This window comes from Myxococcales bacterium (assembly GCA_016703425.1).
Classification (GTDB): Bacteria; Myxococcota_A; Polyangia; order Polyangiales; family Polyangiaceae; genus JADJCA01.
In genome coordinates, this window is the sequence record JADJCA010000013.1 from 39185 (window position 1) to 51482 (window position 12298).

Annotated in this window: 9 protein-coding genes and 1 tRNA gene; 6 read left to right on the forward strand and 4 right to left on the reverse strand. The window is 68.9% G+C overall.

The window, feature by feature from the left end:
• The first annotated feature begins 188 nt into the window (after positions 1 to 188).
• Positions 189 to 2336, forward strand: coding sequence for a S9 family peptidase (locus tag IPG50_25145; protein MBK6695471.1), 2148 nt, complete (start codon positions 189 to 191; stop codon positions 2334 to 2336).
• A gap of 126 nt (positions 2337 to 2462) precedes the next feature.
• Here the strand turns inward: IPG50_25145 and IPG50_25150 are convergent, their stop codons facing one another.
• Together IPG50_25150 and IPG50_25155 are read right to left on the reverse strand one after the other, a co-directional pair.
• A complete protein-coding gene (locus tag IPG50_25150) occupies positions 2463 to 2969 on the reverse strand; it encodes a hypothetical protein (GenBank protein ID MBK6695472.1) in 507 nt (168 codons plus the stop codon).
• 174 nt (positions 2970 to 3143) lie between these two features.
• Positions 3144 to 5900 carry a hypothetical protein gene (locus IPG50_25155; GenBank protein ID MBK6695473.1) on the reverse strand — a complete coding sequence of 919 codons (2757 nt, stop codon included), beginning with the start codon at positions 5898 to 5900 and terminating at the stop codon, positions 3144 to 3146.
• Between the two features lie 155 nt (positions 5901 to 6055).
• On the opposite strand from IPG50_25155, the gene IPG50_25160 reads away from it, so the two are divergent.
• Positions 6056 to 6553: a hypothetical protein gene (locus IPG50_25160; protein ID MBK6695474.1), complete on the forward strand. Its 498-nt coding sequence runs from the start codon at positions 6056 to 6058 to the stop codon at positions 6551 to 6553.
• 247 nt (positions 6554 to 6800) lie between these two features.
• Here IPG50_25160 and IPG50_25165 read toward each other — a convergent pair.
• A tRNA-Gly gene (locus IPG50_25165) sits at positions 6801 to 6872 on the reverse strand.
• Between the two features lie 334 nt (positions 6873 to 7206).
• Here IPG50_25165 and IPG50_25170 point away from each other — a divergent pair.
• Positions 7207 to 8061, forward strand: coding sequence for a helix-turn-helix transcriptional regulator (locus IPG50_25170; GenBank protein MBK6695475.1), 855 nt, complete (start codon positions 7207 to 7209; stop codon positions 8059 to 8061).
• Between the two features lie 88 nt (positions 8062 to 8149).
• Here IPG50_25170 and IPG50_25175 read toward each other — a convergent pair whose 3' ends face one another.
• Positions 8150 to 8761, reverse strand: a complete 612-nt coding sequence (locus IPG50_25175; protein ID MBK6695476.1) for a hypothetical protein — start codon at positions 8759 to 8761, stop codon at positions 8150 to 8152.
• 99 nt (positions 8762 to 8860) lie between these two features.
• Between IPG50_25175 and IPG50_25180 the strand changes: the two genes are divergently transcribed.
• The 3 genes from IPG50_25180 to IPG50_25190 all read left to right on the forward strand — a co-directional run bounded on the left by IPG50_25180 (position 8861) and on the right by IPG50_25190 (position 12214).
• Positions 8861 to 10000 carry an alpha-hydroxy-acid oxidizing protein gene (locus IPG50_25180; protein ID MBK6695477.1) on the forward strand — a complete coding sequence of 380 codons (1140 nt, stop codon included), beginning with the start codon at positions 8861 to 8863 and terminating at the stop codon, positions 9998 to 10000.
• Positions 10001 to 10016: 16 nt separating this feature from the next.
• Positions 10017 to 10886 (forward strand): alpha/beta fold hydrolase, encoded by an 870-nt coding sequence (locus IPG50_25185; protein ID MBK6695478.1) that lies wholly within the window; start codon positions 10017 to 10019, stop codon positions 10884 to 10886.
• A 98-nt stretch (positions 10887 to 10984) separates the two neighbouring features.
• Positions 10985 to 12214 (forward strand): hypothetical protein, encoded by a 1230-nt coding sequence (locus IPG50_25190; protein ID MBK6695479.1) that lies wholly within the window; start codon positions 10985 to 10987, stop codon positions 12212 to 12214.
• Positions 12215 to 12298: the final 84 nt, after the last annotated feature.

Here is a 12298-nt window from a genome sequence, read left to right on the forward strand (position 1 = left end):
GCCGCGACCTTGAAGAGCAACCTCGTCTGAGCGTGGCGCCCTCCGCTCATGGTCGACGGCTCCCTGCCCCCGTCGAGCGTAGGGGCGCGAGGCGCGGCCCGGACGCGCAAATCGCAGGGTTCTCCCGTGGCGCGTCGATTGCAGCCGGCCGAACGCGCGGCCATCGCCGCGGGGAGATCGGAATCAACATGGCTAGCCGCATTGTCATGCAGTCGTTCGGGCGGGTCACGCTCGGCACCCTCACGGTACTCATCGCTGCCGGAGCGCTGCTCGCCACCGCGACACAAGGGTGCGGCGGCGCTCGCGAGAGCGCAGAGCCGGGCGCGTCGTCCGCGCTCGGACACGCAGACCTGCCCCAAGATCCCGACTACGCGACGTGGGTCACGGAGCAGAACCAGCGAAGCCGCGCCCTGCTCTCTACCAACGCCGCGCTGCAGGCCGCCGTGAAAGCGCGGTACGCCGAGCTCGCGCCCGGCAACGCGTCCGTTCGAACCGATCAGTTCGGTCGCGAGTTCTTCACCTCGAAGGGCTCCCTCCTCCTCGCGGGCGCGCCGGACCGCACGCTCGTCGACGCGGCAACCCTCGGCACCGGCGCTGCCGTCACGGAGTTTCGCCTCAGCCCCGACGGCGCGAAGCTCGCGTACGGGTTCGCCAAGTTCGGCTCCGACTGGACGACGTGGAAGGTGCTCGCCATGGACGACCTGCGCGAGCTGGCGGGCCCCTTCGTGATCAAGAGCTCCGGCGGGGACAACATGAACTGGGACGCCGACTCGGAAGGCCTCTACTACGCAAACTGGCTCACCGCTGCCGAGGACGAGAGCGGCAAGAGGCAGCCGCAGATCAAGTACCACCGGCTCGGCGCCGACGCCGGGAGCGATTCCGTCGTCTTCGAGGACGCCGAGCTCCCCAAGACGATTAAGTACAACGCGCAGGCGGTCGACGCGACCACGGCGGTCATCTACCGATCCATCGGCGCGGACGTCCCGCTCGCCATCATCGTGGCGAAGAAGAGCGGAAACGGGGCGACAGGCGAGAGCTGGCAGACCAAGCCCCTGGTGACACCCAAGGATGAGTACGGGCGCTTCTTGGGCGCGCGTGGCTCGAAGATCTACCTTCGCACCTCGGCGCAAGGCGGAAGGTATGGCGTCGATGCCATCGACGTCGTGACCGAGCAGCGCACGACGGTCGTGCCACCTCATGCCAACAACGTGCTCAGCGTGGCTCAGCTCATCGGCGAGCGCCTGGTGCTTCAGTACCTGAGCCCGACGCTCGAGATCACCGCCGAGGTCTTCGACCTAGCGGGCGTGAAGAAGGCGGAGTTTCGACCGGCTGATCACGCGATGCCAGCCCAGGGCACGCTGGGCGCCGTCACCGGCGGCGACGGCTCGCGCTTCGGGTATTTCACCTACCAGACGGCCACGACGCCCGCTGAGACCTTCAAGCTCGACACCCTCGGCGACGTGATCCAGAGGCTGCCCGGAAAGAGCGTGCCGTTCGACGGCTCGAAGGTGAAGGTCGAGTTCCGCTCGTACCCGAGCGCCGACGGCGCCTCCGTTCCCATCTGGGTTTTCTCGCGCGCCGACGCGCCGGCGCCCCCCTCGTGGGCGTACCTCTATGTCTACGGAAACATCGGCGCGCTGAACGGCCCGCAGTTCAATCGCAAGTTCCAGCTGATGCTCGAGATGGGTGGAGCCGTGGCGCTCGCCGCCATTCGCGGTGGTGGCGAGTTCGGGCTCGACTGGCAGCTCCCGGGAACCTTCGACAAGTGGATCAGCTTCAACGACATCGTTGCGGCGAGCCGCTTCTTGAAGGCCGAGTATCCCTCGATCACCGACCGCGTCGTCCTGTCGGGCCGCTCCTACGGCGGCATGATGACCATGGGCGCATACGTGCACTTCCCCGACGAGTTCAAGGTGTTCACCCCCGTCGTGAGCGTATCGAGCGTGCCGGCCCAACTCGAGAAGGAGCGAGGTTGGGTCTACTTCGACGACATGGGCTTCCGTCGCGACGACCGGGGCTTCGTGATCCACGACAAGAAGCACTACGCCGCGCTGGAGGCGTGGAGCCCGCTCGAGAACATCGGCAAGCTCACGCCCGCGCGCACGAAGCCGATGATGGCCTTTGCTGCGCAATACGACGCGCGCGTCTCGTCGCAGCACACGGGGCGCTTCGTGAAGGCCATGCAAGGTCTCGCCGGTGCGACGGCGCCGGTCTATCTCCTCGAACACGAGAACGTCGGGCACAACGGGCGGGCCGAGGCCGTCGATGAGGCGCTGTTCGTGGCAAACCAACTCGGCCTCGCCGCGATCGCTCCCATCAAGCCGCCGCAGCCCTGACACGGGCTCGCGCCCCCGGAGTCGTCGCTCGCGGTCCCAAAAAGAGCGCGGGCGGCGACACGGGCGTGGGGATCAACGGGAGCAGCGTGGCGATGAGTGACGATGCGCGGCGATGACCGCGGCCGCTCAGCGCCCGGTGCGCCGCATGCGCACCTCGTCGATGTGACCGTTGGCGCGGAACTCGATGCGCACCACGAGCTCGTCGCCCTTGGCCGCGTAGGAGATCCGCGCCACGCGATCGTCTCCGGCGTTCTCGAAGACGACGGCGCCAGCCGTCGCGCGGGTCAGCCTGAAGTCCTTGGCGGCCTTACCCATCGGGTGGGGCATGAGCACCAGGTCGGTGCCCCGACGCTCGATCCTCATGAGTTCGAAGAACCTCGCTTTGCCTTCAGCGTCGACCTCCCGGCCGAGGCCGAGCATGACGCCACCGCGCGGCGCGATCCAATGCTCATCGAAGCGCCCATCGGCAGACGTCCCGTCCCAGTCGCCGATGAGGAAGGCCACGGACTCGAAGCCCGGCTCCGTGGCGAGCTGCGCGACCTGAGCCCCACGCGCCGCCGGACACGGCGCCGCGGCGCAGCCGGAGCCAAGCCACGCAAGTGGGACAACAAACAAGAGGCGGGAGCGAGTCATGGTGTAGACGCACGCCGGAGGGGCGCGAAGGGCATGCAGGTTAGGGCAACCGTGGCGCGTATGGCCATCCCTGCTCGGGGCGCTGGGCGTACGGCACGTAGGTCGGGCCGAGTCGTTGGCGGCGCAGCACGTGGGCACCTGCCGCCTGCGTTCGCGCTCCCGCGCATCGCAGGCTCACGGGAGGTGCTCGAGCCCGCGGTCACCGAGCGCGGCCAGGCCACCCCCGGCGTCGAACCACGTGAATGCGATCCAGTCCGCGCCTGGCGGCAGGCGCCGTTCGGCAAGCGGCGTCGCCGGGTTGGAGGCCGTATCGTAGACGCGCAAGCGTTGCTCGTCCCAGGCGGCGACCCGCTCGCCCGACGCCGATCGCGGCGGCGCGGCGAACTCGACCTCGCTCGCGACGCCGAGCCTGCCGCTCGCAAGGCCCGAAATCGATACGGAGGCCCCTCGCTGCGCGTCGTGCAGGTGCACGCGATCGTTGCCGACAACGACTGCGCCCGCGGAACGGAACGCCGGCGTCCAGCCGTCGCGCAGCGTCACGCCGCCGTCGACGACATCGACGAGCTTGAAGATGCGTGAAGCCTTCACACACTCCTTGGTGAAGAAGTCGTTGGCGCCTTCGCTGAAGCAAAACCCCGTCGAGGGTGTCCGTTCGACCGCATAGTCGGCAGTGATGAATCGTGGCGGGGCGTCCCCCACCGCCACAAGCGAGCCCGGGGTGTTGAACGACGAGAGCAGCACCGGTGTCGCCTCGCGCAGATCGATGCGATCGACGAAAAAGCGGACCTTGCCGGGCGTCGCGTCGGAGGTCGACCAGCGACTCGTGAGCACAATCCCTCCGGCCGCGACCAGGGGCGTGACGCCGAGACTGGCGGGCAGCTCGATGGGAGGAGCGACGACCGGCGCCGAAGGATTTGCGAAGTCGACGACTCGCAGGGTCCGCCTGGGTAACACGCGCTCGCGGTCGGCCTCTCGCGCGTACACGATCTCGAGGAACGCGACCTTCGAGCCGACCGCCACGACACCATCGTCGACGGCGGCGATGGCGCCTTCGTAGTACCGAGTGGCGCGATACGCGTCGAACAGGCCGGCCCCGGCTACGTCGGTCCTGCCCAGCGGCGCGGTGCCAACTTCGACGCGACCAAGGAGACGCGGCGCTCGCGGATCAACCACGTCAAAGGCGGCCGCTACGAAGGTCTTGGGAGCCCCAAACGACACCATTCTCGGCGCCGCGAGGACGGCCACCGCGTCACTCACGAAGAACAGACGCGCCTGGCGGTACCCGATGCTGTCGGCAAGCGTCCCGCAGACGCTTCTCCCGTCGGGCTCGGGAATCACGAGGCTGCCGAGCGTTGCCTCGGGCGCCGACGCCGTAGCCGTGCGCAGCACGAGCGACGATCCCTGCGTGCCGAGGATCAGAGCGCGGTCGCCACGAGCGGCGGTCGCGAGCACCGGTCGCGTCAACGGGGCTTCGGCGACGAGGGCCGGCGTCGGCTGCGTGGCTGCGTCGAAGGTGGCCACGACGCGGTCGGAGGTTGTCACGAGACGTGTCCCGACGAAGAGGGCCCGCTGGGGCGCCCCTTCGGGTCGAGCGACGCCGCGCGCGCTGAGCGCGTCGCGACCGAGGTCGAGGACCTGCACGCCGCCGCGCGGCGCGCAGGAGCCATCGCCGAGCCTCCCGCTCGCAAAAGGCACGGCGAGCGTCGTACCGCTCCGCTCGATGGCTGCGACGGAGACGGCCTCGCCAGGAACGGAGAGCTCTGACAACAGCCGCGGCGGGACGCCGGCATCCACGTTGTAGAGTGCAACTGTCGAGCCGCCAGCGACGACGAGCCGGTCGCCCTCAAGCCCGTACACGGCGCCCGGCGCAGGCATGTCGAGGGAAGCCCCAAAGGCTGGCGCCGTGGGGTTGGTGAGGTCGACGGCCACGAGCCGCCCCGGAGGGCCCAAGGTGACGTAGGCGCGCGTCCCAGTAAAACCGGCGGAGAGGGCGCGTTGACCTTCCGCCACGGGCATGGCCGCGACGCCGCGCCGCTCCGGGCTCGCCGGGCCGGACGTCGCGAAGGTTTCGATGACGAGCGGGCCGTCGCGATCCCCGAAGGGGCCCGCCTCTTGGCTGATCACGCGGAGGATCCCCGCTTCCTCGTGGAGTAGCGAGGGGTGGGAGACGGCGCCTTGCGCCGTGAGGGTCGCTCCCAGAGAAAGCGCACCGTCGGCGCCAACCGCCAAGAGCTGAAGCCTCGACGGCGCATCTCCCGACGAGCCAAACAGATAGAGGCGCCCGCCGGTCACGGCGGGCGTGAAGGCGCCCTCGACGGGAAGCTCGCCCAGTGGCGCGAGCCCGCTGGGCGCCACGCGATACGTCGCGACGTACGTCTTGAAGGGCGTCCCGGCGTCGGAGTATGGGCCCCACGCGGCGCTGACGGCGACGAGCGTGTCGCCCATCGGCTCGAGCCACGAGACGAACCCGGGGAGCACGCGCCGGCCCGTCTCGACAAGCTCGGAAGGCACGCTGGCGTCAAAGGTGACGAGTTCGCTCTCTCCCGGCGCCGGCGCGTTCGGCGCCCGCGTCACGACCACCACCACGCTGCCGCGCACGTAGAGCGCAGACGGCACGCCGTTGAGAGGTCGGCGCGCGAGAATCTCCGGCCGATCAGGATCAGTGAGGTCGACCACGTGGAGCGACGCCTCCGTGGCTGCGTAGAGCCGCGTGCCTTCCATCTTCACGAGCCGTGGTCCGCCCGGAGCCGGCACAGAGCCTGGATCGTCGAAGCCGCCCTTGCCCGCCTCGGGTCCGCTCCCGTAATCGTGACTCATTCGAGTCGGCGCCGGATCGTCCGACTCGAAGGCCTCAGGCACAGCCACGGCGCTTGGTGCCGCGTCGGAGCAGGAGAGTCCGAGGACTACGAGGGGCCAAAGCTGCGGGCGCATCGGGCAGGGACGCGACGGTGGCCGCGACGACGGACTGTGTCAGCCGATGCTGTCCTGCGCACGCGCAGGGGCGAGCGGACCATCCGGACGCATGGCTCTCTCTCCTGCGCGCCTCCTCCGGTCGGTACCGCGACGCTAGCTGGTGGTGTAGCGTCTTGGCGGAGGTTGCGTCGGTGGACTACGAGGTGCTTGCGAACCGATTGCAGGTGGTGCGCCGCCCTCTTCGCGTGGCCTTCGGGGCGGCTTGCGTGGGACGAATTCTCATCATCCACGAGCTGTGCAAGAGCGACGGGCCGACGGAGGCTCTTGAAGAGGCGCTGAGCCTGGCGTGGGTGTTCGCGTCGGGAGCCGCCCCGTATCCCGATCCCGAACTCGGAGGGCGGTCCGAGCACTGCGCATGCAGTGCGGTGGCCTGCGCGCTCGATGTCCTTTTCGACGAGAGGGGCAAGTCGGCCGCCCTTGCCGCGACGTGGGCGCTCCAGACCATCAGCAACATGGGCGACGAAGAGGGCGTTGCCGAGGAAGCGGAGTGGCATGAGCGAGCGCTCGCGATCGTAGAAGACTGGCCCGAGGGCAGGACCATCGACCCCCAGATGTTCGACCCAATCTCCGAGACCGAGCCCGCCTGGCGCACGCGGTGGGTGGAGAGCTAGGCGTCAGCGCGCGCCGCGGATTCTCAAGGGCGCTGAGACGGAGAGAGCGGGAGAGAGCACGTCGTCCACGGGCACGGGCACGCTTCACGGGCAGAGGGCGCGACCCGCCGCCGGGATTTGCTCTTTCCTGTACGAGTCCGTTGCGGAGCGGACGCTTCGTCCGCGCAGCCGGACGAGTACACGGAAAGACAGAAGCCCTGACAAAGCGAAGAGGCCAAGACCCGTCAGGTCTTGGCCTCAAGCATAGAGCGGGAGAAGGGATTTGAACCCTCGACGTCCACCTTGGCAAGGTGGCACTCTACCACTGAGTTACTCCCGCGAAGGCCCGGGAAGATGCACCAGACGCTCGGCCTCTGTCAACGGCGATTTCCTCCGCCGGTCCCGCAACCACCTACGGACCACCAGCAGCGCCGCCGGCCCCCTCCACGCAAGCGCCCGCCGAGGCGCAATCTGCCCGAGTTAGCAGCAATTAGGCCGAGCCCCCGAATCGCTTGGTTTACCGCTGCAATCCGCGGCCTGGACCGCCCGACGTCCCGTTGCAACCGGTTGCCTCATGGTGCCGGCGGTGGCCGGCGGATTCGGGACCTTCGCATAGTTTTCCAGCAGTTGGGCGGGGGGTGTTTCGTGGCCCAAGGGTTGCTGAACACCCCTTCGTGAACCTCGACCAACAAAAGTACGAAGGCGAATGGATTGGGCCCGCGGTTTACGGGTGGTCGCTGAACCACTGGAACCACGAGCTCGTTGCCCGCAAAGACGCCATGGCGGCGTACCACGAGGTCGCCGTCTCGCTGAGCGGGAGCTTCTCGTTTACGCCTCACGGCGGGAGCGAGGTCATCGCGAAGGAGCGCGGCATCATCACCTACACGCGCGGCTCGCTCTTCGAGATGCGCTACGGCGGCGAGCTGGGCGCCGGCAAGATGGTGGGCTTCGGCGTGCCCTCAGCCGAACACCTCGGCGTGCCCGAGTTCCGGTTCGCGAAGACCCTCGTCGACGACGCGTCGTTCGTCGACTTCGCCGTCAGCTTCCTCTACGCCAAAGAGCGTGGCGCTCCCCTCCCCCAAGCCGAAGTCGAAGCCGCGCTTCGCAACTTCGTGACGGTGCACGGTGAGGTCCTTCGGCCCGACGCCATCGCGCGGGTCAAGCTCGAGATCGATCGCAACCCCGCCGCCCCGCTCTACCTCGCTCACCTCGCCGAAATGGCGACCATGAAGCCTGACACGTTCTCGCGCGCCTTCGCGCGCCGCTACGGCCTGTCGCCCATCGCGTACCGCGTCCGTCGGCGCCTCGTCGAGGCGGGCCGCTTGCTCATCGAGGCGCCGGAGATGCTCGTCAGCGAGATCGCCGCGCGCGTCGGCTTCGACGACGTCCGCAACTTCCACCGCGCGTTCCGTCAGCGCTGCGGCATGAGCCCCGTCGAGTTCCGCGTCGTTTGCGGCGTGAGCTCAAACCGGCGCTCGGGCGTGCCCCCGAAGCTCGAGAGCACGGGTCACGAGCAACAAGTCGCCTGAGCCGTCTGGCGCGTGCGGGACGCGTGCGCTCTAGCAACCCTTTGGAGGAGGTCGAGCCATCGCGGTCGGCCTCCTCCTCTTTTTTTCGCTACTCGCGCGAGAGGACCCACTCGGAGCGGAGCACGCGCCCTTGGCCGTCGACCTCAAAGATGAGGTGATCCTTCCAGCCACGCCATTGGTAGAGGAGCCGCTCGGCCGCGCGGCCATCTTGCCGGCCCGTCGGCCCCCAGTCCTTCGCACCCGAACGCACCACGCTGTCGGGCTGGCCCATGATCCGCAGGACCGTGTCGCGTGAGGCGTTCACGAGCTTCTGCCCGAGCTCGTTCATGATCTGACGCTTGCGACCCTTCGTGTGGTTCACGTCGTATTCGGTCATGGGCAGTGGCCTGATGCGCTTCCACTCGGAGCCGAGCTGCTCAAGCGCCCCCGACGGCGGGCCGCCCTTCCAAGCGCCGGCAGCGGGACCGCCTTTCGGGTGGGGCTTGGGCACCGCCGCGTCCACCTCCGCATCAGGCTCGCCGGCGTCGACCTTCGCCTTGAAGGTTGGGTCGGGCGGAGGCGGGACCTCCTGGAACGTGCGGCGTTCGAGGGGGATGGCCTCGCCCCCACGCTGCGCAACGCACCCAAAGCCCGCGACAACCGGAACGGCAAGGGCCACGGCTCCTCCCAGCACGACGGCCGCTCGCTTCACCTTGCCCATGAGGAGCGAAAGTCTAGCTGATGTGTCTAGCCGATGTCGCCCGGGGCTCGCGGTTCGCTCGCGCGCTCGGGCAACAACTTTTCGCGATACCTTCGCCTCATGGCCCAAGGTGCACAAGGCCCCCTCGTGACCGTCGACGACTGGGAGCGCGCGGCGCGCGCACGCCTCGTGCCGATGGCCTACGACTACTTTCGCTCCGGCGCCGACGAAGAGCACTCGCTGCATCGAAACCGCGAGGCGTATGCGCGCTACGCGATTCACTACCGCACGCTCGTGGACGTCGGCGCAGCGAACACGACGACGACGCTCCTCGGCCACGAGCTCAAGACCCCCATCCTCGTGGCGCCGACCGCGTACCACCGCATGGCGCACGTGGGTGGCGAAGCCGCGTCGGCCGGCGGCACCGCCGATGCGGGCTCGCTTTTCGTCGTCTCGAGCCTCGCCACGACGTCGCTCGAAGACATCGCCGCCGTCACGCCCAAGGGGCCACGGTGGTTTCAGCTCTACGTCCACCGCGATCGTGCGTTCACCGATCGGCTCGTCGAGCGCGCGCGCGCCGCCGCCTATTCCGCCATCGCGGTCACCGTCGACGCGCCAGTCTTGGGCCGCCGCGTCCGCGACGTGCAGAACGGCTTCGCGCTCCCGCGCGGCCTCGCGATGGAGAACCTCAAGGAGGCCATCCCCGACGCGCTCAAAGACGGCGATGGATCGGAGCTCGCGCGGTACGTGGCGGCGCGACACGATCCGTCCTTCTCAATCACCGACCTCGAAGCGCTCGTGAAGCGCGCGGCGCCGCTCCCCATCGTCGTCAAGGGCATCGTCCGCGGCGACGACGCGCGGCGCGCCATCGACGTTGGCGCGGCGGCCATCTGGGTGTCGAACCACGGGGGGCGGCAGCTCGACTTTGCGCCGGCGACGCTCGACGTCTTGCCTGAGGTCCGCGCGGCTGCCGCCGGACGCGTGCCGGTCGTCGTCGACGGCGGCATTCGCTCCGGCACCCATGCGCTTATCGCGCTGGCGCGTGGCGCCGACGCTGTCTTCGTGGGCCGGCCCGTGATCTGGGGCCTCACCGTCGGAGGACGCGAGGGCGTGCGCACCATCCTCGAGCTCTTGCACGCGGAGCTGTGCCGTTCGATGGCGCTCGCCGGCGCGCCGGACCTCGCGTCGCTTCGTCACGATCTGGTGCGCCCGCACGCCGAACCGCGGGACGAGCCGCCGCGCGAGCCTCGCGGCGCTTGATCGGCTAACCTCCGTCATGCCCTTCCTCTTGCCGCTCGCCGAGCGCGTGGCGCGCATCGCGCTTCGGCGCCGCGGATTCTCGAGCCGCGTCATCGCCGTCGGGGGCGCCCAGGTGCACGCCTACGAAGCCGACGGCCACGGGGCGCTGCCGCCGCTCGCCGTGCTCCACGGAATCGGCTCCGCGGCGGCCGCCTTCGCGCGCGTCCTCGCGGGTGTGCAGCCGCACGTGCGGCGCGTCGTCGCGCCGGAGATGCCGGGGCACGGCTTCAGCCCGGCCCCGCCGTTCCCGATGACACCGGACAAGCTGATGGACGTGATGACGGAAGCGCTCGACGCGCTCTTGCCCGAGCCCGCGATTGTCTGCGGCAACTCGCTCGGCGGCGCCGTGGCGCTCCACTACGCGCTGGCGCGCCCCGAGAAGGTCCTCGGCCTCGTCTTGCTCTCGCCGGCGGGGCTCAAGCTGCCGGCCGCGGAGCTCGATGAGCTGAAGAGAACGTTCCACTTCGACACCAACCGTGACAGTCGTCGGTTCCTAGAGCGGCTCTACCATCGGAGGCCGCCCCTCCTTGCGCTCCTGGCGCGTGAGGTGCGCTCGCAGATGAGCCGCCCCGTCGTGCGACACTTGCTGGAGAGCGTGACGCCCGAACACGGCCTCGAACCTCACGAGCTCAATGGGCTCAACGTGCCGACGCTCTTTCTGTGGGGCGCGTCGGAGCGCATTTTGCCCGCCGTGATGCTCGAGACGTTCCGTGAGCATCTGCCAGCGCACGCGGAGGTCGAGCATCCGGAAGGGATGGGGCACTGCCCTCACCTCGATGCGCCGCGGCACGTCGTCGAACGCATCGTACGGTTCGCGCGCGACGTCGACGCGAAGCGCTGCGCCTAGCGCGCGCGAGCCTTCAGCTTTGCGACGACGCACGGGAGCAGTCTCTCTGGAATTTTCCCAATCATGCCCGGCTCCGAACGCGTGGCATATTGATCGCCATGGTCTCTCGTCCTGCTTCGCGGCGACTCCGCTTTCACCTTCCTCTGAGCGCGGCCTTGCTGTTTATGTTGGCACCGGCGCTGCAGACGGCATGCAGCGCCGACGACGAGGTCGCTGGACCGGGCGAGGGCAACACCAACGGCGCCGGCAACTCGAGCGGCGGCGGCTCAGGGACCGGAACGGCGACGGGGTCGGCTTCGCCAACGGGATCGCCAACCGGCTCGACGTCTCCAACGGGCTCCACGTCGCCGACGGGCACGCCCACGTCACCGACACCAACCACCAACCCGACGACGCCAGCACCCGCCACAACCGTCTCGCCGAAGGTCGCGGGCTGCGACATCTATCCGCCGTCCAACGCGTGGAACAAGAACATCTCAACGGACGCGGTTCATGCGCAGAGCGCGACGTTCATTGCGAACATGGGCCCGGCGACGGGCCTTCACGCCGACTGGGGCACGAGCGCGGAGCAATACGGGATCCCCATCAACTCGGGCGCGCCGGGCACGCCGCAAGTGCTCACCTGGACCACGTCGTGGGGACCCAAGGAGAGCGACAAGCTGCTCTGCCCCGGCGCCGGCGGGAACTTCTGCTACCCGATCCCGACAACGTCGCTCATCGAGGGCGGGCCTTCGGCGGCCTCCGGCGCCGATCGACACCTGCTCTTCCTCGACACGACGGGCGCGCCGACCAACTGCACGCTCTACGAGCTCTACAAGACGCAGAACTACACGGGCAGCGGCTTCACGGCGGCCAACGGCGCCATCTTTCACTTGAACAGCAACGCCCTCCGGCCCGACGGTTGGACGTCGGGTGACGCTGCCGGCCTGCCGATCTTGCCGGGTCTGGTGCGCTACGCGGAGGTCACGGCAGGAGCCGTGAAACACGCCCTTCGCTTCACCGTTGGCAGCACGCAGCAGGGCTACATCCACCCGGCGACGCACGCCGCCGGCTCTGCGAACGCGTCGCTGCCCCCGATGGGTCTCCGCGTTCGACTCAAGGCTGGAAAGACGGTCGCCGGCGCGAGCCCCGCCGCTCAGACGCTCATCACGGCCATGAAGACCTACGGCCTGATCCTCGCGGACAACGGCTCCAATTGGTACATCACAGGCGACATGAACGACGGCTGGTCGACGATTCAGAGCGGCATTCAGTCGGCCTTCAATCAGATCCACGGCTCGGATTTTGAGGCTGTGAACAGCGGCGCGATTTCCACGGCGGGCCTTTGAGCAAGCGCGCGCGCCGTTTGGCGTGACGCGCGCGCGATTCGCGCACGTTCGAGCGCGCGTTTCGAGCGTGCGTTGCGCTACGCT